The organism is Acinetobacter sp. YH12041 (genome assembly GCF_013419975.1).
Taxonomy (GTDB): Bacteria; Pseudomonadota; Gammaproteobacteria; order Pseudomonadales; family Moraxellaceae; genus Acinetobacter.
This window is the reverse complement of the sequence record NZ_VOZC01000017.1, coordinates 37,058-60,958: the sequence shown is the minus strand read 5'-3', so window position 1 is coordinate 60,958 and position 23,901 is coordinate 37,058. Positions and strand designations below refer to the sequence as shown.

20 protein-coding genes are annotated in these 23,901 nt (G+C 42.7%); 9 read left to right on the top strand and 11 right to left on the bottom strand.

Features of this window, described 5'->3' with window-relative positions; translation table 11 throughout:
* Positions 1 to 167 precede the first annotated feature (167 nt).
* Complete coding sequence (locus tag FTU00_RS12415; protein WP_180054080.1) at positions 168 to 740, bottom strand: peptidylprolyl isomerase; 573 nt, start codon at positions 738 to 740, stop codon at positions 168 to 170.
* A 103-nt stretch (positions 741 to 843) separates the two neighbouring features.
* Here FTU00_RS12415 and FTU00_RS12410 point away from each other — a divergent pair, with 103 nt between their 5' ends.
* Complete coding sequence (locus FTU00_RS12410) at positions 844 to 1,515, top strand: acetoacetate decarboxylase family protein (protein WP_166138648.1); 672 nt, start codon at positions 844 to 846, stop codon at positions 1,513 to 1,515.
* Positions 1,516 to 1,560: 45 nt separating this feature from the next.
* Here the strand turns inward: FTU00_RS12410 and FTU00_RS12405 are convergent, their stop codons facing one another.
* Positions 1,561 to 2,631 (bottom strand): alpha/beta hydrolase, encoded by a 1,071-nt coding sequence (locus FTU00_RS12405; protein WP_180105186.1) that lies wholly within the window; start codon positions 2,629 to 2,631, stop codon positions 1,561 to 1,563.
* 213 nt (positions 2,632 to 2,844) lie between these two features.
* Here FTU00_RS12405 and FTU00_RS12400 point away from each other — a divergent pair, with 213 nt between their 5' ends.
* The 6 genes from FTU00_RS12400 to FTU00_RS12375 all read left to right on the top strand — a co-directional run bounded on the left by FTU00_RS12400 (position 2,845) and on the right by FTU00_RS12375 (position 8,749).
* Positions 2,845 to 3,339, top strand: a complete 495-nt coding sequence (locus FTU00_RS12400; protein WP_180025579.1) for a hypothetical protein — start codon at positions 2,845 to 2,847, stop codon at positions 3,337 to 3,339.
* A gap of 725 nt (positions 3,340 to 4,064) precedes the next feature.
* Positions 4,065 to 4,613 (top strand): nucleotide exchange factor GrpE, encoded by a 549-nt coding sequence (gene grpE / locus FTU00_RS12395; protein WP_180004189.1) that lies wholly within the window; start codon positions 4,065 to 4,067, stop codon positions 4,611 to 4,613.
* Between the two features lie 118 nt (positions 4,614 to 4,731).
* Complete coding sequence (gene dnaK, locus FTU00_RS12390) at positions 4,732 to 6,672, top strand: molecular chaperone DnaK (protein WP_104426786.1); 1,941 nt, start codon at positions 4,732 to 4,734, stop codon at positions 6,670 to 6,672.
* A gap of 166 nt (positions 6,673 to 6,838) precedes the next feature.
* On the top strand, positions 6,839 to 7,234 hold the full coding sequence (locus tag FTU00_RS12385) for a hypothetical protein (RefSeq protein ID WP_257218537.1): 396 nt from the start codon (positions 6,839 to 6,841) through the stop codon (positions 7,232 to 7,234).
* A gap of 120 nt (positions 7,235 to 7,354) precedes the next feature.
* Positions 7,355 to 8,260: a matrixin family metalloprotease gene (locus tag FTU00_RS12380; RefSeq protein WP_180179802.1), complete on the top strand. Its 906-nt coding sequence runs from the start codon at positions 7,355 to 7,357 to the stop codon at positions 8,258 to 8,260.
* A 111-nt stretch (positions 8,261 to 8,371) separates the two neighbouring features.
* Positions 8,372 to 8,749, top strand: coding sequence for a hypothetical protein (locus FTU00_RS12375; RefSeq protein ID WP_162835342.1), 378 nt, complete (start codon positions 8,372 to 8,374; stop codon positions 8,747 to 8,749).
* Between the two features lie 60 nt (positions 8,750 to 8,809).
* On the opposite strand, the gene erpA is transcribed toward FTU00_RS12375, so the two are convergent.
* The 4 genes from erpA to FTU00_RS12355 all read right to left on the bottom strand — a co-directional run bounded on the left by erpA (position 8,810) and on the right by FTU00_RS12355 (position 12,739).
* Complete coding sequence (gene erpA, locus FTU00_RS12370; protein ID WP_004780362.1) at positions 8,810 to 9,145, bottom strand: iron-sulfur cluster insertion protein ErpA; 336 nt, start codon at positions 9,143 to 9,145, stop codon at positions 8,810 to 8,812.
* Between the two features lie 116 nt (positions 9,146 to 9,261).
* Entirely contained in the window at positions 9,262 to 10,275 is a 1,014-nt protein-coding gene (locus tag FTU00_RS12365; RefSeq protein ID WP_166139095.1) for a putative solute-binding protein, read from the bottom strand.
* A gap of 194 nt (positions 10,276 to 10,469) precedes the next feature.
* Entirely contained in the window at positions 10,470 to 11,480 is a 1,011-nt protein-coding gene (locus FTU00_RS12360; RefSeq protein WP_004780360.1) for a putative solute-binding protein, read from the bottom strand.
* A gap of 254 nt (positions 11,481 to 11,734) precedes the next feature.
* Positions 11,735 to 12,739 (bottom strand): putative solute-binding protein, encoded by a 1,005-nt coding sequence (locus FTU00_RS12355; RefSeq protein ID WP_180179801.1) that lies wholly within the window; start codon positions 12,737 to 12,739, stop codon positions 11,735 to 11,737.
* Between the two features lie 211 nt (positions 12,740 to 12,950).
* Between FTU00_RS12355 and FTU00_RS12350 the strand changes: the two genes are divergently transcribed.
* Positions 12,951 to 14,894: an ATP-binding cassette domain-containing protein gene (locus FTU00_RS12350; protein WP_180179800.1), complete on the top strand. Its 1,944-nt coding sequence runs from the start codon at positions 12,951 to 12,953 to the stop codon at positions 14,892 to 14,894.
* Between the two features lie 304 nt (positions 14,895 to 15,198).
* Positions 15,199 to 16,362, top strand: coding sequence for a zinc-dependent alcohol dehydrogenase (locus FTU00_RS12345; RefSeq protein WP_180179799.1), 1,164 nt, complete (start codon positions 15,199 to 15,201; stop codon positions 16,360 to 16,362).
* A gap of 694 nt (positions 16,363 to 17,056) precedes the next feature.
* Here FTU00_RS12345 and FTU00_RS12340 read toward each other — a convergent pair.
* From FTU00_RS12340 to dnaA, 5 genes are all read right to left on the bottom strand, one after another.
* A complete protein-coding gene (locus FTU00_RS12340; RefSeq protein WP_180012252.1) occupies positions 17,057 to 17,404 on the bottom strand; it encodes a hypothetical protein in 348 nt (115 codons plus the stop codon).
* Between the two features lie 192 nt (positions 17,405 to 17,596).
* A complete protein-coding gene (gyrB, locus tag FTU00_RS12335) occupies positions 17,597 to 20,062 on the bottom strand; it encodes a DNA topoisomerase (ATP-hydrolyzing) subunit B (RefSeq protein WP_166139278.1) in 2,466 nt (821 codons plus the stop codon).
* A 54-nt stretch (positions 20,063 to 20,116) separates the two neighbouring features.
* The gene (gene recF, locus FTU00_RS12330) at positions 20,117 to 21,199 is read right to left on the bottom strand and encodes a DNA replication/repair protein RecF (protein ID WP_166139276.1); all 1,083 of its coding nucleotides are present in this window, start codon (positions 21,197 to 21,199) and stop codon (positions 20,117 to 20,119) included.
* A gap of 25 nt (positions 21,200 to 21,224) precedes the next feature.
* The gene (dnaN, locus tag FTU00_RS12325) at positions 21,225 to 22,373 is read right to left on the bottom strand and encodes a DNA polymerase III subunit beta (protein WP_159124285.1); all 1,149 of its coding nucleotides are present in this window, start codon (positions 22,371 to 22,373) and stop codon (positions 21,225 to 21,227) included.
* A gap of 109 nt (positions 22,374 to 22,482) precedes the next feature.
* Positions 22,483 to 23,865, bottom strand: a complete 1,383-nt coding sequence (dnaA, locus tag FTU00_RS12320; RefSeq protein ID WP_004780349.1) for a chromosomal replication initiator protein DnaA — start codon at positions 23,863 to 23,865, stop codon at positions 22,483 to 22,485.
* Between the last annotated feature and the right edge of the window lie 36 nt (positions 23,866 to 23,901).

Below are 23,901 nucleotides of genomic sequence, written 5' to 3'. Positions count from 1 at the left end.
AGCTCATTATAGGGCAATTTCCTACACAAGCAAGTGCTTTTAACGCACACCAATCATGACTGTTTCATTTTTATGCACCAAATTAGTTCATTTTCCTACCAATTGTTACATAAGTTCATAATATTCCAAAGAAAATATAAAAAAAACATTTATGTTTTATTTTTCACTTACTTTTTCACGCTTGGTGCTTTAATGGTCACACTGTTGATTTTCACAGCTGTTTTCGGAACATCCTGATGCATGCCATAGTTCTGAGTAGGTACTTGAGCGATCTTATCGACTACTTCAATACCTTTAGTGACCCGCCCAAATACTGCATATCCAGCATTTCTTGGTGAACGATCCAGAAAACTGTTATCTACCAGGTTAATAAAGAACTGCGCTTTCGCCGAATTAGGGTCGTTGGTACGTGCCATGGCCAAAGTGCCACGTTTGTTTTGCAAACCATTATCTGATTCATTCTTGATTGAAGCTTTATTATTGGCTTTTTCCTGCATGTTGAGATCAAAGCCTCCGCCCTGAATCATGAAACCAGGAATGACCCGATGGAAAATGGTTCCTGTATAGAAGTTGCTTTTGACATATTCTTCAAAGTTTTTCACCGTAATCGGTGCTTTGTCATTAAAGAGTTCAATTTCGATATTACCGGATGAGGTCTTCATCTCGATCAGGGTATTGGCAGCAAAACTTGGCAAGCTAAATGCGATCAACGCGATAGCAGATAATGATTTTTTTAACATTTTTTAACTCATCTACTGATAAAGAAAGGTTGAGATTCACAACATATTAATCTTTCATGACTAATAATGCAGTGACCTGCCGACTAAAGACAAGAGAATAATAATGAGCCATGCATTACTACAGGAGAAAAGCGTCCATCAATTTCCGCCTTGGCATTTGCAGGGGGAGGGTTTTATTCTAAATTACTGGATTACCCCTCATTTCATTCGTGAATTTCAAAGTTTTCGGATTGCGCCATCTCCACTCGGCCGTGTCGTTCAGGTTCTATTAGTGCGCTATCATCATTCTCCTGTGGGCCCTTATGATGAATTGCTCATTATGGATCATCCTTTAATTAGCAGACGGCGTCTTTCGACTATTCCGAAAATTTATGTCTCTACTCATGAATCTATTGTGCATGGTCAGCACTTGTGGGGTATTCCTAAAGAATATGCAGAGTTTGACTGGCAAGAACAGGGACAGGAAACGATTTGCCGCATTACTTATCGTGAGCAAAGCATGACGCTTCGTCTTAAAAAACCTAAATCTCCTCGTTCTTTCTATTTAAATAGTCATCATCTTCCAAGCTCCATGCTAAAAATCCGGCAAACCTGGAAATCCCAACATTATCAGTTTAGCCCTCAATTTCGGGGTTATTTATCCAAGCTTATTCAGGCAGAGTGGCAAGATGCTCAGGATATATTCCCGGATTTTTCTAAGGCTAAATATTTACAAAGCTTCTATGTGCCTAAATTTAATCTAGTCTTTCCAGAAGCCAAGATCCATAAAAAATAAAAAAGGTGTTTCACGTGAAACACCTTAATTACATCTATTTCTGAATCAGATTTTTTTATCCAGGAATTTACGGAAGTTCTTGCTGAGTTCGATGACCTGTTTTTTTGAGCGTTTATGAATTGGGGTCAGATTGATAAAACCGTGTGCCTGATCCGTATATTCCTGATAGTACACTCGCACCCCATTCTCACGTAACTTCAGTGCATAGATTGAACCCTCATCATGCAACACATCATGACGGGCAGTAATCACATAGGCAGGTGGCAGATCCTTCAGTTCACCATAGGTCGGTGAAATCAGCGGATCGTCCAGTTCGACTTGATGTGTTTCAGCATATAGCTTGGTCACCAGATCAATATCCTGAGCTGAAAGTACCAGGCCCTGATTATAGGCATAAAAAGAAGGATGGCGGCTTTTAAAATCGACAGCCGGGTAAAGCAATAACTGTGCACGAGGTGCATAGATTTTATCGGCACTCCGCTGCGCAACTACTGCCGCCAGATTTCCACCCGCACTATCCCCGGCCACTACAATCTGGTTTTTATAGATTTTCAGCTGCTTGATGTTTTGGTGTACCCAAGCCAGAGCATCTTCACAAACCTGTACCATCTGCAAAGGACTGTATTCGGGCGTTAGCGGATAAGCCACGCTGAGTACCTGCACCTTGGCATGCACCGCCAATAAACGGCAAAACTCATCATGTGTATCCAAACCACCCACTATAAATGCACCACCATGATAGAAAATGACCATCGGCAATTTTTTCTGTGGTGCCGGATGATAATGTCGGGCAAAGATAGTGCCATTTTGCAATGGCAGACGCAGATCCTCGACTGCCTTGACCGGCGTCGGTTTCGCCTGAATAGCTTTCATGCGTTCATCAAACAGTTGACGTGATCGCACCGCATCTTCACTAATAAAACTCTGCTGTCCCTGTTTGATCTGAATCGCCATCAAGCATTTTATATAAGGATCCAAATCAGGATAGTCATAAGGATAATCCAATGCTTTTACCAGACGTTCTTGTGCAAAGCTCGGCAGGCAATCCAGCAAACGTGCTGCAGTGCCCTGCCCCTTATCCATTACAAATTTTGTGACCGGATTATTCGCACCCATGAGTTTTCATCCTTTTCCCATAATTCTTCATTTTTTCTACATGATTAGGGTTTTAGTGACCATATTCTTATATAAGTCTTAATATCAATGTACATAGATTATCTGCCAAATACGCTAACCTGAATTTAATCAGATGTCATTGACAGTTTAAGTGAGATTTTTACAGCACTTTTGCGACTTTGATGTAGAAGTCTGTATAAAAGGAGATAGCTTATGGCGATAAGAATAATAACGGTATCCTTAGCCACTGCATTTTTAGCCGTAGGCTGTGTGGCTTTTCCTGATGATGGTTATTATGACGGACGTTATGACCGTCGCGATCGAGGTTATGACTATCGTTATGATCAAGACCGCCGCTATGACCGGCAACGCTGGGAATATGAACAGCAACGTAAGAGGCTGGAACTGGAACGGCGCAAAAATATTCAGCAGCGTAACTGGGAACAGGAACGTCGTCGGCAAATAGAACTGGATCGTCGTAAAACTCAACTGGAACGACAACGTCTGGAACAGCAACGCAAGAATCTGAGTAACCAGCGTCAGAAACAGGCCCAGGCCGAACGTAAACGTCGCCAGCAGCTGGAACAACGTAAAAAAGTGGCAGAACAGCAGCGTAAACGGGTTCAGCAAAACCGCTCCAATAATCCACGCTGGAATGATCAGCGACGTAAACAGGAACAGCAGCGACCACGTAATCGTCGTGATTAGGCAGAATATAAATAAAAAAAGAGGCCCTGATTTAGATCAGGGCTTTTTTTATGGACTCGGTTTTATGGTTTTGATCTCATTCCAGTTATTTTCTTTGAATAGAAGAAATGTTTTTACTCAACACAGCCTTGATGAAGATGATCCCATTTTATAAGTCGAAAACCGTAGCAAATTTCAGGCAAAAAAAAGGCTTATCTAGAGAAAAGATAAGCCACGAAAACACATTTCTAAAAAAGAGAAGAAACTACAGCGATAGAATCTGAAATGAATAATATAGCGTTGCTCATTTTTTGTGTAATACTTTATTGCTTAGTTATTAATCGCTTTTATGTCTAAAAAATAATCTGGACAAAAAAAAGCCGGACCATGTGTGAGGGATCCGACTGGAAAAAACAGCTTAAAAAAATAAGGCAACAGCAACCTGGTTCAGCTCTCTCCTCAGAACAAGGTCGCTGTTAATGACGCTATGATGCACCGGTCTTAAAAATATTTAAAACAGATAAAAATTATTATTTCTATCTAAAAATACGATGCTACATTTATGAAAGTCATTAAATCTAAATAAATCCTAAAATTAATCTGTACTTGTGCTTGAATTTTTTACCCCTGCCCCGATTTCTTTAAATAATTAAAAATTTCAATCATGGCAGTTCAGTATTAACGCAGTTAACTCTGACGCCCAAGGACTGTACATGTTTAAAAACCCATTTAAACGGAGTAAATCAATGGCAACTGAGCAGAACGAACAAGTTCAAGATCTTGAGCAAGAGCAAGCGACACAAGAGGTAGAGCAAACTCAAGCTGAACCTGAGCAAGTAGAAGTTACCGTTGAATCTTTACAAGAGCAGATTGCACAACTTGAAGGTGACTTAAAGTTAGAAAAGGCACGCACTGCCAATGCAGTTTACGAAGCACAAAAAAGTGTAGAACGTATTCAGCGTGAATCAGAAAAGCATAAAGACACTGTGCTGGAAAAGTTCTCTAAAGAGCTGCTAGATACAGTGGATAACCTGGAGCGCGCGATTGTTGCTGCAGGGGAAGAACAGGGCCCGTTACGTGAAGGCGTAGAACTGACGCTGAAAGCGTTGCTCAATACACTAGAGAAATTTGGTGTAGTCGCAGTTGATACCGCAAATGGTTTTAATGCTGAATTGCATCAGGCAGTCGGTATTGATCCAAATGCCAAATCTAATGAAATCGGTACAGTCTTGCAAAAAGGCTATGCCCTCAATGGTCGTTTATTACGTCCTGCAATGGTCATGGTTGGCGCTTAAGCGAAATAAATCGGGAGTTTGTGAAATTTTTTCTAAAAATTTACTTGAAAAAAATTGAACGGCTCTCATATCGGATAACAAGTGTAAATCACAAAAAAATTTTTGAGGAAACATCCAAATGGCTAAAATCATTGGTATTGACTTAGGTACTACAAACTCATGTGTTGCAGTACTTGAAGGCGACAAAGTTAAAGTTATCGAAAACGCTGAAGGCGCACGTACAACTCCATCTATTATTGCGTACAAAGATGGTGAGATCCTTGTTGGTCAATCAGCTAAACGCCAAGCGGTAACCAACCCTAAAAACACATTATTCGCGATCAAACGTCTGATCGGTCGTCGTTATGAAGACCAAGCGGTACAAAAAGATATCGGTCTGGTTCCTTACAAAATCCTGAAAGCTGACAATGGTGATGCTTGGGTTGAAGTAAACGACAAGAAACTTGCTCCACAACAGATCTCTGCAGAAGTTCTGAAAAAAATGAAGAAAACTGCAGAAGACTACCTGGGTGAAACAGTCACTGAAGCGGTGATTACTGTTCCTGCTTACTTCAACGATGCACAACGTCAAGCAACTAAGGATGCAGGTAAAATTGCAGGCCTAGAAGTTAAACGTATCATCAACGAACCAACTGCTGCGGCACTTGCGTTCGGTATGGACAAGAAAGAAGGCGACCGTAAAGTTGCGGTATACGACTTGGGTGGTGGTACTTTCGACGTTTCAATCATTGAGATTGCGGATCTTGATGGCGACCAGCAAATCGAAGTGTTATCAACTAACGGTGATACCTTCCTGGGTGGTGAAGACTTCGATAATGCATTGATCGACTACCTGGTTGAAGAGTTCAAGAAAGAACAAAACGTGAACTTGAAAAACGATCCACTTGCGTTACAACGTCTGAAAGAAGCAGCTGAAAAAGCAAAAATCGAGCTTTCTTCTTCTAACGCAACTGAAATCAACCTTCCATACATCACTGCAGATGCGACTGGTCCTAAACACTTAGTGATCAACGTAACTCGTGCAAAACTTGAAGGTTTAGTTGCTGATCTTGTAGCTCGTACCATCGAGCCTTGTAAGATTGCGCTGAAAGATGCAGGTCTTTCAACTTCTGACATCTCTGACGTAATTTTGGTAGGTGGTCAGTCTCGTATGCCACTTGTACAACAAAAAGTACAAGAATTCTTCGGTCGCGAGCCACGTAAAGACGTGAACCCGGACGAAGCAGTCGCAATGGGTGCTGCGATCCAAGGTGCGGTATTGTCTGGTGATAAAACTGACGTACTTCTTCTTGACGTAACTCCACTAACTCTTGGTATTGAAACCATGGGTGGCGTGTTGACTCCAATCATTGAGAAAAACACGACGATTCCTGCGAAGAAATCTCAGGTGTTCTCAACTGCTGCGGACAACCAGCCTGCTGTAGACATTTCAGTTTACCAAGGTGAACGTAAAATGGCTCAACAAAACAAATTGTTGGGTAACTTCCAGTTAGGCGACATCCCACCTGCTCCACGTGGTGTGCCACAAATTGAAGTATCGTTCGACATCAACGCGGATGGTATCTTGAAAGTATCTGCGAAAGATAAGAGCACTGGTAAAGAGCAATCTATCCAGATCAAAGCAAACTCAGGTTTGTCTGATGCTGAAATCGAAGCAATGATCAAAGATGCTGAAGCAAATGCTGAAGAAGACCGTAAGTTCGAAGAGCTTGCAAAAGCACGTAACGAAGCGGATGCACTAGTTTCTTCTGCTCAAAAAGCAGTAAAAGATCTTGGCGAACAAGTGACTGCTGACGAAAAAACTGCAATCGAAACTGCGGTTTCTGAGTTAGAAGCGTCTACGAAAGAAAATGATGTCGAAGCAATCAAAGCGAAAACTGAAGCATTGCAAAACATTATTATGCCGATCACCCAACGTGCTTATGAAGCAGCTCAAGGCCAAGGCGGTGCACAAGGTTTCGATCCTAATGCATTCCAAGGCGGCGAAGGCCAAGCTCAAAAAGCAGATGACGGCGTAGTTGATGCTGAATTCACTGAAGTAAAAGATGACAAAAAATAATTTGTCACTTTGAGAAAAAGACCGCATTTTATGCGGTCTTTTTTTTGCTCAATGCATAGGCAATAGAATGTTTTTTAATTAAACTATAATGAAATAAATAACTTAAAAATAAAAACGTATGCAGAATTTTATTAAGCTTTTTCTTCTGGCTTCCGGGCTTGCGATCATGCTGCTCTACCCGATGGGCAATCTGCTTCTGATCTTACCGCCGAATGTGGTACTAGCACCTTTTAATTACCTGCAAACCTTCGGAATTGAAGCTTCTTTTTCCCTAGGTTTTCTGATTGCCATTATTGTATTACTGATCCTGGCAGTACCTCAGCGTTATCCTTCCGGAAAAGGCTTTATCATTCTAGCTATTGGATTGCTGAGCTATATTATTTTCCAGATCTTTAAATCTGAAATCACGCTGTATGCCTTTAATCACCAAACCAGACATTCCTATAACCTGAAATATTTAATTGAATTTATGATCTTCTTATTGAATGGTATAGGCCTTGGTTTTATCTATCATTCCAATATGCCAAGACAGGTTGAACAGTGGAAAGGTAAAAAATCATAATCTGACCTGAACAGAACCGTGCATAAGCACGGTTTTTTATTGCCACTTTTTATCGCTCTGACGCTAGGATTTTGCTGGTTTTTTAGCTACATTGAGCCAAACAATATTTAAAAAAACACTATGCGTCTTTTAAGCTTTCTGGGGATTGTCGTTTTCATTGTGTCACTGTTTTTGTATCTACAAACCAAGACCCATCCACAATTAAAATTTAATTCCCTGGCTGACCGTTTGACCCATCCTTTTGATACGCGCCTACGTTTCCGGATTGACCAAGTCGATCCCGGTTTTGGCTTGACCCGTGATGAGGTCATTCAATTAAGTCAGGAAGCTATTCAGATCTGGCATGAAGGAACCAATCTCGATGATCTGATGGTCTATGATGAGAATGCTCAGCTGGCCATTCAACTGATTTATGATCAACGCCAACAGGACTATGAAGCCTTTAAAAAGGTTGAAAAAAAGTTACTTGCCGATGAAGCCAGATATCAGCGTGAAGTCAGCAATCTGCAAGTTTCACAGAAAAATCTGGAAGATCAGCAGCAACGACTGATCCAGCAAAAAAGTCAGCTTGAGTTTGAATTTCAAACCTTATTGCAACGCCGTCAACAAGCCAGCTCATCTGCCGAGCGTGAACAGCTTCAGTATGAGATGGAAATGCTCAAGCCTAAACTGGAAAGTTTTAAGCGCGAATATGCCTATCTTCAGGAACAGCTATCTTCATTTAATCAGCAAGTTTCTGTTCATCAAAACAGTGTGCAAAGCCATCAGCGAAATATCCAGCAGGCCCAGCAGCGTTTTCCCCCACGCCAGTTTCATAAGGGTATTTTTATGGGAGATAAGATCCAGATTTACCAGTTTGATGCCAAAGATGATTTACGTTTAACTTTGGCACATGAGCTGGGCCATGCCTTGGGTCTCTATCATCATAATGATCCGGAAGCCTTAATGTATCCTGTATTGGGTGAACAGAATCTGCAAGATTTCAAACTACGCCCGGCAGACAAGACCCTATTGTATACCCGATAACATTCAGGTTTTAATTCCCTATATTATTTATGTGTTTAGGCTAGTAAAAATACAACTTGGTTTCATTTCATGTTATTGTGAAGAACAGTAGGACGTCTTAGGCCAACTTTCTTGGAGATTCATGTGAGTTACTACCATATTTTAATTGAAGTAAATGACCACATTAGTACGATTGATGAAACCCGTGATATCGAGATCTTTGATATCGAGGATATTCAACCTTATCTTCATTCAATTTTGCTGCCTTATTTCAATGAACAGCTGATCGAGCTGGATGATGAAAATCTTGAATTTAAGGATATTTTGCATCTGCAAGTGAAACAGACTTTGTTACCGATCAATGACTTGATTGAGGAAGAACAGCGTCTGTTGCCGAGTGATACGGACATTACCATTACAGCCTACGAGATATTTAATAACCGCGAACTGAGTCAGGATGTCACTACAGTGATTTTTGACCTGCTTGAAGCGGTCAAACTGGAAAGCTAAGCTTTCTTCAGATATAAAAAAGTCCTCATATGAGGACTTTTTTATTCAACTTGATAGGTATTAGATCGAGAATGAAGATCCACAACCACAGGTCGTGGTCGCATTCGGGTTTTGTACCACAAAACGTGAACCTTCCAGACCTTCAACATAGTCAACCACTGAACCGACCAGATATTGATAGCTCAGAGAATCGACCAGCATTTTGACATCGCCATTGACGAATTCTGCATCATCTTCATTTTGGCTTTCCGCAAAGTTAAAGCCATAAGAGAAACCTGAACAGCCGCCACCGGTGACATACACACGGAGCATTAAGTCTTGGTTACCTTCACTGTCACGCAACTGGCGTACTTTATTTGCGGCATTGTCGGTGAGCACAAGCGCTTGAGCATTCATGGCGGATTCCTCTGTTGAATGGAATGTCTTTAAAAAGAAAAGACCATATTTCAAGTATAACACACTCAATATATGGTCAGTCTGTACAGATTAAAAGTCAAATCAGAGTAATTTTATCAGGATTGTTTATAGTTCTCATCCTGTAATGCACATTCGAAGTTTTTCGGATTCTGCTTGCAGCGGAATTGCCAGAGTAACTTCATCATACGTTTGTCATAAATACCGCGTTTGGTCAGATCAATCCGCGAATCACGCATCAGCTTTTGGTAACCTGGCTTATCTGCTTCAGGAATATCCATCCAGTATTTAGAGGGAATATCTGCCTTCATTTTACCCAAAATTCCAAAAGCACGTGGTAACTGGCTTTTCACCCATTCACGTGATTTTTGTCCATATCCTGCCGGGAATTTATCTGGACGAATAATGATATTACCAGTGACCTGCAATACCGGATAATTCACAATGGCACCCTTGCTGCCCAAACCTTTATGCAGCTCTAGCGGTTTAAATACGGCAGCCGGTGCACCAATAATATCGACCTGGCCATTGTTAAATTTAGAGCCAAAGTTGGTCACATCGGCGCTGACTGCCTGTGCACCCACTTGTTGAACCATGATTTTTTGTGCTTCGTCATAGTCAAGTACAGCAATTTTTTTACCTGCTGCTTTCGCAACTGTATTAATGCTTCGGTCATTGACCATCAGGAAGGCATCGCCTACCGGAATCACTCCTGCGACTTCATACTTGCCTTGAACCATGAGCTTGGCAAAGGTCGGACTCGCCAGGCCTTGCATGACTTTTACCGCCAGGTTCAGATCTGGAATTGCGCCGATCGCATCGAGTGAACCGGTAAAACGGTTAAACTGACGGCCACGCATACCGGTAACACTGATCCCGTCACATTTACCGGCTTTAAAATCTTCTGCGACGACAGCTTCATTGGTATTTACCCTAAGCTCGATATCAGCACCCCAGTTTTTTGCAGCCAGCTGATAGTCTTTCATTACGGCATAGACGTCACCATTTTTGCCGACCAGATCGAATACACATACTACCTGTTTAGCCTGCGTCAGACCTGAAACTGCCGTGAGTGCTGCACCTACAGCCAGGGCTTTCCATCCTCTCTGCATCATTTTGCTTTCCTTGATTGCCTTGTTTTTGTTATCTGCTTTAAGTGCTACATGTTATTGTTTTTTATACTAAACATGAAAGCATTATTTTTAATCAGCTTAACTGCTTTACCGTGATCTGCAATGGCAGATCTGACTTTGTTTAATATAAAAAAAGCTTAGATAAATCTAAGCTTTTTTCCTTAAAAATCAAATTATTCGCCAGAAAGTGAACATTCAAAGTTGGCCTTATCGACAGAGCAACGTGCACGTTTCAATACCGACATCATGCTGGCATCATAGATTCCACGCTTGGTCATATCCATACGCCCTTCACGTAATAACTTCTGATACTTGGTTTTATCTTCTGCACTCAGATTCAGCTTATATTTCGCTGGAATACCAGCTTCCAGACGATTAATCATCGCCATGCTCTTAGGCAGGTTTTTAATGAACCAGTCACGAGACTTCTGGCCAAAACCGGCTGGGAATTTCTCCGGACGGATCACAAAGTCAGAGGTGACATGCAGTACCGGGAAGTTAAACATCGCACCGCTATTGCCCAGACCTTTATAGATTTCGAGTGGCTTGTACGCATACGCCGGTGCGCCCACCATATCGACTTGGCCATTATTAAACTTGGCCACGAAGTTGGATACATCAGACACTACGGCCTGAGCACCTACACGTTGAACCATGATTTTTTGCGCATCATCATAGCCAAGAACAGCGAACTTCTTCCCTGCGGCTTTTTCAATAGAGTTGATGTTTTTGTCACGCACAAAGATAAAAGCTGAACCCAGTGGCGCAATCCCGGCCACCTCATACTTTTTACCGCCCATGGTCGTAACCATTTTAGCCGCATTACGCTTATCTAAAGCGAAGCTAATCGCACGCTGTGCAATGGCATTACTTGGAGCACCACCTAAGGCATCGATTGAACCAGCAAACTTGTTATATTGACGGGCACGCATGGCGGTCATGAATACGCCATCACATTTGCCAGCCTTAAAGTCATTGTCAGCGACGGCTTCATCCTGACGAGCGATCAGATTAATATCTGCGCCCCAGCCTTTTGCTGCCAGTGCCCATTCCTGAGCCATCTGGAAAGACTCGCCAGATTTACCAAGTAGGTCAAACACACAGATATCGACCTTTTCTGCATGTGCCACACCTGCAAAACCAAATGCAGAAAATGCAGCCAATGATAAGAGTGTTTTTTTCATTTTAGTTATCCTTTGAAATCTTGTTGTTAGCTGAGTGTCCGTACACGCGTCAAATATTAAGCAAATTTATTTCAAAAAAATAGAGCATTTACTCCAGATAAAAGCCGTTTTTTGGCCTATAAAGATAAATGAGCTTTATCCGATTTCCTTTATTCGACTTTTTTATAAATATATCAGTATCTTAATATTTTCGCTTGGCTACTTTGAATTACATTTCATTCGATGTAGTTACAAAGATATACATGATTTTAAAACTATTCACCACTAATTGAGCACTCAAAATTGGTTCTTTCTACAGTACAACGTGCCCGTTTTAATACTGTCATCATGCCAGCGTCATAGATGCCCTGTTTGGTTAAATCCATGCGTCCTTCACGCAGAATTTTTTGATAACTGACCTGTTCCTCACGACTCAGGTTCAGTATATATTTACGCGAGATTTCTGCTTCCATTCGTTTCACCATCGCGAAGCTGCGTGGTAACTGCTTAAAAAACCATTGTCGGGAATTGGCTGCAAACTGTTCCGGAAATTTATCCGGTCGAATAATCAGATCTGCTGTGACATTGACCACCGGAAAGTTAATCATGGCTCCTTTCTGCCCCAGTCCTTTAGTCACTTCGAGAGGTTTAAAGGCATAAGCGGGCGCTGCCACAATATCTACTTCACCCTGATTAAATTTACGGATGAAATTGGAAATTTCCGAATTCACCGGTACGGCTTCTACCCGGTTCACCATAATGGTTTGGGCATAGTCATAATGTAGAACTGCAAACTTCTTGCCTTTAATATGTTCCAGCTTGTTCATATTACGATCACGGACAAAAATATAAGCAGGACCAATCTGGCCAATACCGGCCACTTCAAATTTTTCCTTGCCAATCTGGGTGGTCATCCGTTTGGTATTACGCTTATCCAGCACATAACTCACCGCTTTCATGGCGATGTCATTATTAGGAACGCCGCCAATGGCATCAATGGAGCCGGCAAATTTGTTATAAGCTCGCGCGCGCATGGATGTCATATAGAAGCCATCGCATTTTCCAGCTTTGGCATCCTGATCGACTTTGGCTTCATCCTGATAAGCAATCAATTGAACCGTAGCTCCCCACTGCTTGCTGGCCAATGCCCACTCTTCCAGCAGCTTGAAGGATTCACCCGATTTTCCCAGTAAATCAAATACACAGACATTGACTGGGGCAGCATGTGCACTTGAAGCCCATAGGCCCAGTGCAGATAAAATTAAAAATCCTTTTTTCATTTTTATTCTACTCAATATTATTATGAACCTTGATGGCTCTATCTTTCGGTTTTTAAACAAAATAGAGTATTTACTCAAAACATAGTTCATCATATATGAATCTATAAATTTTTAAAGCCTGAACAGGATAAACTGCAACGAAGATTTTTTGTTTTCTCCGGGCTTTCCATTAGAATAGCGGCATTCTCTTTTGCCCTTGTTAGTAAGTTCAATGATTCAGTTAGACCAAGTTTCGTTACGCCGTGGTGGGCGAGTGTTATTTCAAAAAGCCTCCATGCAGCTTCATCCCGGCTGGAAAATTGGTTTAACCGGTGTGAATGGCGCAGGAAAATCTACCCTGTTTGCGGCTCTTTTAGGTGAGCTCAGTGCAGATGAAGGTTCGCTGACTCGTCCATCCGTTTGGACCGTAGCGCATATGGCTCAGGAAATTAAAGCCCTAGATATGCCGGCCATTGATTTTGTTCTGTCAGGCGATGAAGAGTATTGGGATATACAGGCCAAACTGGCACATCCGGAACAACTATCCGATGCTGAACTGGCACAGTTACATGGCCGTTTCGACGAGATTCATGGCTATTCTGCTCCATCTAAAGCAGCTCAGTTGATGGCCGGTCTGGGCTTTATGGATCATCAGATTCGCCTGGATGTTTCCAGCTTTTCAGGCGGTTGGCGGATGCGTCTGAATCTGGCCCGTACCCTGATGAGCCGTTCAGACCTGCTATTACTCGATGAACCGACCAACCACTTGGATCTGGATGCGATTTTGTGGCTCGAAGACTGGTTAAAGGCGTATGAAGGCACTTTAGTGCTAATTTCGCATGACCGTGATTTTCTGGATGCCGTGACGGATCATATTCTGCATATCGAAAATCAGGAACTCACCCTCTATACCGGTAATTATTCAACTTTTGAAGTGACCCGTAGCGAGCGTCTGGCGCAACAGCAACAGGCCTTTGAGAAACAGCAGGAAGCCCGAGCACATTTACAAAAATTTATTGACCGTTTCAAAGCCAAAGCAACTAAAGCACGTCAGGCCCAAAGCCGGATCAAAATGCTGGAGCGTATGCAGGATCTCGCCCCTGCTCATGTAGATACGCCTTTTACCTTCAGTTTCCGTGAACCGACCAAAATGAGTTCACCACTTCTGGCCTTGGAACAGGCGGAAATTGGTTATGGCGATAAATCGATTGCCAGCAAAATTAACCTGCAAATCACCCCAAATTCTCGCATTGGTTTACTGGGAATGAATGGTGCGGGTAAATCAACCCTAATCAAAACCTTAGTCGGAGATTTGCCGTTATTAAATGGTCAACGTAAAGCCTCAGAATTACTCAATATTGGTTATTTTGCTCAACACCAGATGGATGCTTTGGATGCTAATGCCAGCCCAATGCTACAACTGGCGCGCATCGCCGATCCAAAAATCAGTGAAGCTTCTTTACGCTCTTTCCTCGGCAGTTTCGGTTTTAGCGGTGAGCGCATGGATACCCCATGTGAGAGTTTCTCTGGGGGTGAACGTGCACGTTTGGCTTTGGCTTTAATTGTTTGGCAGCGTCCAAATGTACTGATTCTGGATGAACCGACAAACCATCTGGATCTGGATATGCGCCATGCCCTGACTATGGCTTTGCAGGATTTTGAAGGTGCGGTGGTACTCGTTTCGCATGAACGTCAATTGATTGCGACAGTATGTGATGAATTGCTGTTAGTACATGCCGGACGTTGTACCGAATTTGAGGGTGATTTGCAGGACTATGCCAAATGGTTACGTGAAGCGCGTCAACAGCAGATCAATGCACAGAATGCCTTAGCCAAAGCACAGGTAGTAGAAACAGAAGCTAAACCTGTGGTGGTAGCCAAAGTAGATAAGGAAGCACAGCGCAAACTGGCCGCTCAGCGTCGTGAGCAGACTCGTCCGATTCGCAAGAATATCGAAAAATGCGAAGCGCAAATTGACAAGTTACAACCGCGTCTGGCAGAAATTGAAGAATTGCTGGCAGATAGCGATTTATATGAAGCTGCACGTAAAGATGACTTGCTGAAACTTATGAACGAGCAAACTGAACTGAAACAGAAACTGGAAACTGCCGAAGAGCAAATGCTAGAACTGATGATGGAGCTAGAAAGTTTGGAGCAATCTTTTCAGGAAGGTTAAGTTTTAAACCTTGATTCAAATCTTAGAGATTAGCTGCAACTGGAGCTAATCTCTTTTTTATACTTTTTATATATTGCTCTCTCCATCTTTTCCCTGATTTTTTTATCGAAACCGTTTTTTGACATATTTTGTAGTGAATTACGCAAATCCTATATAAGTTTATTTTTTAAACACTCGGATGTCTTATTTCATACATTAATTTACAGCGATTTCTTGGCCCATAAGGCTCTAATAAAAGTGTTTTTTATTTTTGGCAGCCTTGATACGAGTCTGTTTAATGTTGAACTAGAGAGAGGAAATCCGCATGCGTGCTCTTACCTATCATGGTGCTCGGGATGTACGAGTTGAATCCGTTCCAGATCCAGTGATTCAGGAACCAGATGACGTCATTTTAAGGGTGACAGCGACTGCCATCTGTGGCTCAGATCTGCATCTATACCGGGGTAAAATCCCGGCCACTGAAGATGGCGATATTTTCGGCCATGAATTTATGGGAATTGTAGAAGAAGTCGGCCCTGAAGTCACAGAAGTCAAAAAAGGCGACCGGGTAATTATTCCTTTCGTGATTGCATGTGGTCACTGTTTTTTCTGTGAACATGAACTGATGGCTGCCTGTGAAAATACCAATACTGGCCGTGGTGCAATTATCAATAAGAAACAAATTCCACCAGGTGCGGCTCTGTTTGGTTATAGCCATTTATATGGCGGTGTACAAGGCGGACAGGCTGAATATGTTCGTGTGCCTAAAGGTAATGTGGGCCCATTTAAAGTGCCAGGATCATTACCGGATGAAAAAGTCCTGTTTCTGACTGATATCTTGCCTACTGCATGGCAGGCTGTAACCAATGCCCAGGTCACTCGCGGCTCCAGTGTTGCGATTTATGGTGCTGGTCCAGTTGGTTTACTGTCGGCTGCCTGCGCACGTATGCTGGGTGCCGAACAGATCTTTATGGTCGATCACCACCCTTACCGTCTGCGTTTCGCCCATCAAACTTATGGTGCAATTCCAGTGAATTTTGATGAAGTCGATGCAGCTGAATATATTATTCAGAATACTGCCGGTCATCGTGGTGTTGATGCCGTCATTGATGCGATTGGTTTCGAGGCCAAAGGCAGTTTGCTTGAAACTGTGATGACGAATCTAAAAATTGAAGGTTCGAGCGGCTTTGCCCTACGTCAATGTATCGCCGCAGTACGCCGTGGTGGTGTGGTGAGTGTGCCAGGTGTATATGCTGGTCCAATTCATGGCTTCCTGTTTGGTGATGCCTTCGATAAAGGCTTGACCTTTAAAATGGGTCAAACACATGTGCATAAATTCTTGCCACAATTACTTGAATATGTAGAAAATGGCCAGCTGTCTCCAGAAGTGATTATTACCCATCGCATGAAACTGGAAGAAGCTGCTGAAGGCTATCGTATTTTCGATAAACGTGAAGAAGACTGCCGCAAGATTATTCTGACCCCATAAATACAATGGTAAAAAATAGAAAGCGCCATTAGGCGCTTTTTTTATTTTTGATCACCATTTTATAAACCGTATTTTTTTCTATTTTCAGTTTCTAAAAGCTCAGATCTATTGCCTGTTTATCAAATGAACTGGCACTAGGTCACGTGATGATCCAGCTTAAAGAAACTAAGCTATAGAAGTAAAAGTTAGAAAAATCTATAAGCCTATGATTCAGTAATAAAAAATTGAAAGTTCACTTGATTATTAAATTAATTGTGTAGTTTCACTACAGTGAAGATTTTTAGAATTAAAATATGTTCCACGCTGATTGTTAATTAAATCTACAATATCAATATAAACCATTAATTTTTAAGTTATTTATATAATTTACCATTAAAAACAGATAAAAACTCACCTGAACTGGTTGCCGTTAAAGAACATAGAAGATATGGCTCCAACTAGTCTTTTAAATTCAAAAACCCATTTTAAATTTAAAAACACTTATCCACAAGATAGAGAAATTAAATTTAAATTTAAAAAAATGAGAGATAAGAAAGGCAATATAACTTGTGGATAAATACTATCTTATTCACATAAAAAATATGGATAACTTTGCAGTTATCCACACGATTGATCAAGGTTTAAGTAAGATTTAAAACAACACTATTCAAATATTTTTAAAAAATTTCGAAGTAATTTAATAAATCATTGAAATTCAGGATTTCAAAAATCTAAGTTCTAGAATTTTCCATTCATCCTCTAGCTTCCAGATCTCCTGAAGACGCTGTTTATTATTTTCCAGTCCAATCAAGATCCGGCATTCGGTCTGATCTTCATTGTACTCGTATTCTTCATATTCTATGTCTGGCTTCAGCGGTTTCCATACGCCATTTTGTACCGCATGAGCGATCCGGTCATAACGCAGATAACTTCCTTCTACGCGGCCTTCCTGTTCAAAAACCACCTGAAAGTCCTGATGTTCATAGTGGCGCAGCACATCATAGTCGCCACTGTAGAATGCATTTGCCCAGATCTCACGTATTTCTTCAAGCTGGCTATCCATGGATAAACCTCTTTATAAATAAGACTTGATTCTACTGAACCAGGGTTTTTTAAGACCTAGCATTAGCAGATCATTGGTCTAAAAACTGCTTAGATTAAAATTATTCTAAACAGTTCATCTGGCATTAATAGAAAATTTACGTAAAAAAAGCGCCTTAAAAGGCGCTTTTTCGTTTCGATTTATTCCGATGGATCAGGTATCAATATCGGCATTCAAGGCATTTTCTTCAATGAAGGCACGACGTGGTTCCACATCATCCCCCATCAAACAAGAGAACATGCGGTCTGCTTCAATTGCATCCTGCACCGTCACTTGTAGCATGTTACGGTTTTCCGGATCCATCGTAGTTTCCCACAACTGGTCCGCGTTCATCTCACCCAGACCTTTATAACGCTGGATCATCATGCCGCGGCGAGAGTCTTGCAGAATGTGCTGCCAAACCTGATGGAAACTGCTGACCTGAATCTTGCGCTCACCTTTCTGTAAATAAGCACCCTCTTCAAGCAGCGTGAACCAGCTTTTCGAATTTTTCAGTAAACGTGCATATTCACTTGAGCTGAGCAGGCTAGCATCTAGCAGGTAATGATGCGGCAGGTTATGCACATAAATTGTAATCCGTGGTAACCAGCTTTCTACGATCTGGCCATCAACATCTTTTTCAAAACGTTCCAGACTCAATTCAGGACGTAAACTTGGCTGGATTTTTTCAATCGCTGCACGCAGGTCTTCACCCCAGGTTTCCACATAAGCTTTATCTTCCAGCTGATCCAGCTTGAATGCTTCCAGTGAAATCAACGCATCCAGCAAGCTTGCAGGATAACGTACAGTTAAACGTGCCAGACTCTTTTGTGAAGTTTGATAATCGGTAATCACATTGGCCAGAGCTTCCCCACGAATCGCAGGGGCATCAGCACTGATATGCAGTTCCAGCTCATCAATCGCATTCGAAATCAGGTAAGTTTCCAGTGCATCATTGTCCTTGATGTACTGTTCCTGTTTGCCTTTTTTCAGCTTGTACAGCGGCGGCTGTGCAATATAGATATGACCACGTTCCACCAGTTCCGGCATTTGACGGAAGAAGAAAGTCAGCAGCAATGTACGAATGTGTGAACCATCCACGTCAGCATCGGTCATGATGATGATTTTGTGATAACGCAGCTTGTCCGGGTTATATTCTTCACGACCAATACCACAGCCGAGTGCCGTAATCAGCGTACCCACTTCTGCAGAAGAAATCATACGGTCAAAACGGGCACGTTCCACGTTCAGGATCTTACCTTTTAGCGGCAGAATTGCCTGCATCTTACGGTTACGGCCCTGTTTTGCAGAACCGCCCGCAGAGTCACCTTCGACCAGGTACAGTTCAGATAAAGCTGGATCTTTCTCTTGACAATCCGCCAGTTTACCTGGAAGACCGGCGATATCGAGCGCACTCTTACGACGGGTCATTTCACGTGCTTTACGCGCCGCATCACGGGCACGCGCTGCATCAATGATCTTGCCAGCGATTGATTTAGCCGCCTGTGGATTCTCTAACAGATATTCAGAGAAGGCCTTGTTCATGGCCTGCTCGACGGCAGATTTCACTTCACTCGACACCAGTTTTTCTTTGGTTTGTGAAGAGAATTTCGGATCAGGCACTTTTACTGACACAATGGCAGTCAGACCTTCACGCGCATCATCACCTGAAACCACAACTTTTTCTTTTTTCAGGATATTTTCACTGTCCATGTAGTTATTTAAACCACGGGTCAGTGCTGCACGGAAACCGGCTAAGTGAGTACCGCCATCTTTTTGCGGGATGTTGTTGGTAAAGCAGCGTACATTTTCCTGATAAGAATCATTCCATTGCAGTGCAACTTCTACACCAATGCCATTTTCCGCCTGAGTGGTGAAATGGAAAATGTCATTCAGGTGGGTTTTACCTTGGTTAATGTACTTAACAAACTCAGCCAAACCGCCTTCATAGTCAAAAATGTATTCGGCATTGATACGTTCGTCACGTAATACGATTCGTACACCTGCATTCAGGAAGGACAGTTCACGTAAACGACGTGCCAGAATATCGACATTAAAAATGGTCTGACTAAAGGTTTCAGCACTTGGCCAGAAACGCACGCGAGTACCGGTCTTATCGGTCTCACCCACCACTTTTAACGGGAATTGTGGATCACCATGACGGTATTCCTGTTCATGGATTTTACCGGCACGATGAATAGTTAATTCCAGTTTTTCTGACAATGCATTTACTACGGATACACCTACACCGTGCAGACCGCCAGAAACTTTATAGCTGTTATCATCAAACTTACCGCCAGCATGCAGAATGGTTAAAATTACTTCTGCAGCAGACACACCTTCTTCAGGATGAATGTCGGTCGGAATACCACGGCCATTGTCTGATACTGAAACTGATTCATCTTCATGAATAGTCACTAAAATTTCATCACAGTGACCTGCCAGCGCCTCATCAATCGAGTTATCTACGACCTCGAAGACCATATGGTGTAAGCCGGTACCATCGTCTGTATCACCAATGTACATGCCTGGACGCTTACGTACTGCGTCTAAACCACGTAATACCTTGATGCTAGAGGAATCATAAGCTTTTTCAGTGGTTTGTTCTGTTTGAGAAGCAGCTTGATCTTCTGAACTCATGGTTTCTCCCTAGTGAAATATAGGTTTATCCAAAGATAGGTAAAAATTTAAAAACTATTGCACAACAACTTGAACTGTACCGTTTTCAACATTGAATAACTGATATGAGATAGACAGATCATGTAGGTGCTTTTGTACTGATTCATGGTCTAAAGTGGTAATAAAAACTTGACTACCAAGCTGGCTCAATCGCTCAATTAAACGTTGTTGTGCGGTTAAATCTAATTCTGCTGTCACATCATCTAATAATACCACAGTTTCCTTATTACAAGAATGCAGCATTGCGATTTGCGACAGTTTAAGTGCCATCATTAAAAGCTTTTTTTGTCCACGGGACAGGATCACATCAGCATCCCCCAAAGGGGTCTTGAGACGCAAATCTGCGCGATGTGGACCATATTCGGTATAGCGTCGTTCCACATCTTTATCATGATGATTGGTCAGGTCATTCAGCAGGCCGTTTTCGCTGTGAAAGCCAGGGCTGTATTCCAGAGAAATCTCCAGATCAGGCAGTAGATGCTTGAGATCATCCTCAAAAAATGGCTTCCACTGTTCCACGATGCCGACACGCTGGGAGTGCAAAATCTCGCCATACTCACTCAGCATCTGGTTCCACGGTTCCAGATCAGACAGACTTAGAAAACGTTTGGATTTAAGCAGGCTGTTCCGCTGTTTTAAGGCTCGTGAATAATATTGCCAGGCATGATAAAACTCTGGTTCCACGTGGAACATTAACCAGTCCAATAACTGACGACGTGGTTTGGCGCCATGATCGATAATATCGGTACTTTGTGGATCGAGCAGTTGTAAGGGCAACATTTTGGCAAGCTGGCCTTGAGTCGCAATCGCATCGCCATTGACCTTAATCAGCTGTTCCCCGCTGGCCATTTTTTGCATGCCGACTTTTTCAGTTTCCGATTGGGCGAACACAATCGCATCCGAGGCGCCATGCTGAATGTAATTTTTCGGGATATGGGTACGAAAGGAACGTCCTGTGGCCAGTAAATGAATAGCTTCCAGTACTGAAGTCTTGCCTGAACCATTCTGGCCATAAAAAACATTAAACGGTTGCAATCCCTGGAGTGCAACCGTTTTTAAGTTTCGTACACGTTCAATATGAAGACGCGTAATATGCATAGCGTTGGCTTAGCTCAGCTGTCGCTTAGACACGCATTGGCATCACGACATAGGTCTGATCGGTATGAGATGGATCCTGAACCAGTACAGACTGATTTGCTTCAGTCATGGTCATTGATACATCTTCACCATCTAGTACACCTAGCACTTCAATCAAGTATTGCGCATTGAATGACATTTCCAGTGGTGCATCTGCATACTGGATGGCCAGATCTTCAATCGCCTCATCCTGTTCCGGGTTATTGGCACGAAGTTGTAATGAACCGGCATTAAAGTTCAGGAATACGCCACGCAGTTTTTCATTACTCAAAATAGCCACGCGTTGTAAAGATTGCTTAAACACGTCATGCGCAATAATCACATTCTTGTCGCCACCACGTGGAATCACACGGCGGTAGTCCGGGAATTTACCGTCAATCAGTTTCGTAGTGAAACGAACTGTGATATCGGTCTGTTCTTTATCACGGCTGGCCATGCGAATGGTCACATTCAATAATTCACGACCAATCAGCAGAGAAAGCTGCTCATCTTCAACGCTTAATAAACGTTGCAATTCAGCGACTGCCTTACGTGGAACAATGGCTTGAATCGGTTGAGTTGCAGTCGATTGTGCTGCTGTTTCACACAGTGCCAGACGGTGACCATCTGTCGTTACCGCACGAAGCTGATTGGCATCAATTTCAAGTAAAGTACCGGTCAGATAGAAACGTACGTCCTGCACAGCCATTGCGAAAGCCGTTTTTTCAAACAGACGCTTTAATTCGCGCTGAGTCACAGTCACTTGCGTGCCTTGAGTATTTTCAGTATTCAGTAATGGATAGTCATCCGCAGGCAAAGTACCGAGCACAAAACGACTATTTCCAGATTTCAGGATACAACGCTGGTCATCGGTAATTTGCAGGTCGATCAGGGCTGCTGATGGCAAAGATTTACAGATATCAATCAGCTTACGTGCTGGAACAGTGGTTTCACCGGCTTGCAGGCATGCACCTTCAGCCAACTGTGTGCTGGCAACCAGTTCCACTTCCAGATCCGAACCGGTGACGGTCAAAGCTTCAGCAGTCACCTGGATTTTCAGGTTTGAAAGAATATTTAAGGTATGGCGACGTTCAACCGCTCCTACGACATGTGAGAGAACATTCAGTAAGCTTTCTTTCGCGATTTTTAAACGCACGGTACATTCCTCTAAAGCTGAAGATTAACAAGATAAAAGTTGAATTTTTAGCAGTTAACTATGCGGCAAAACAGGCCGCATAGCAAGAACAGAATTTGAGCGTTTTAGGTCAACTCTGCAACAGGCGTTGCAGGTTTTTATAGTCCTCATTGAAGATCGGATCTTCTTCACGCAAGCTCTGTACTTTTTCGCAGGCATGCATGACTGTACTGTGATCTCTACCACCAAAAGCCATACCAATTTCCGGGAAACTGTCTCCAGTCAGTTCACGTGCCAGACCCATTGCAAGCTGACGTGGACGCGCATAAATACGGGTACGTTTTGGACCTACCAGCTCTTTAAGTGGAATGCGAAAATACTCACTCACTACACGCTGGATATTTTCAGTGCTGATGGTACGGGCACGAATTGCGAGGACATCTTTCAAAGACTCACGTACCACATCCAGATCAATCGGCGTTCCTTTAAAACGCGAGATCGCCACCACTTTATTAAGCGCACCTTCAAGTTCACGGACGTTCGCTACCACTTGTTGGGCGATAAATAGCGCACAGTTACGTGGTAAGTCTACACCAGTGTTTTCAGCTTTTTTCAGCAAGATTTCAATGCGAGTTTCAATATCGGGTGGTTCCACACCCACAGAAAGTCCCCAGGAAAAACGTGAAACCAGACGTGGATCCAGTTCGGTCAATTCTTTAGGATAACGATCCGAGGTGAGAATAATTTGCTTCGATTCATCCAGCAACGCGTTAAAGGTATAGAAGAACTCCACCAGACTGGCTTCTTTACCTGCCAGCAAATGAATATCATCAACCAGCAAAAGATCCAGTGAACGGCAGTTTTTCTTAAACTCTTCAACCTTGCCCTGTTGTAGGGAACTGACAAAATCCTGCACAAAGCTTTCCGCAGTCATATACATTACGCGGGCATTGGGTTTTGCCTGTAATAATGCATTCCCGACTGCCTGCATCAAGTGGGTTTTACCCAGACCAGTCGGACCATATAAAAATAGCGGGTTATGTTGTGAAGCCCCGAGTTGGGTTAACACCTTACGACAGGTTTCAGCCGCCATCTGGTTAGAACGGCCTTCAACAAATAACGAGAAGGTAAATAAAGGGTTCAGCTGACGTTTACGGCTATTTTTGCCTGAATCTTCTTTTTCTTTCTTAGGACGCGGCGCTGGCGCAACCACAGGCGCAGATTCCAAAGCCGCTGTTGTCGTCGCTGGCTGTTCACTGGCAGATAAAATTGCACCTGGACGCGAATCCACCAGAATTTCAACTTTACGTACGCGACCTTCAGACAGCTGTTCGGCCAAAATTGAAATCAGTTCCAGATGATGCTCTTGAATGTAGCGCGTCCAATACGGATTAGGTGCATAAAGACGCAGGGTATCGTCCAGCTCTTCCGCAACCAACGGGCGAATCCACATTGTAAAGACATTTCCAGAGAGCTCTTGTCGCAAGCGATTTAAGCAGTCTGTCCAAAGCATGTGAATCCCCTATTCATTCCATTGTTAATCAAAAAG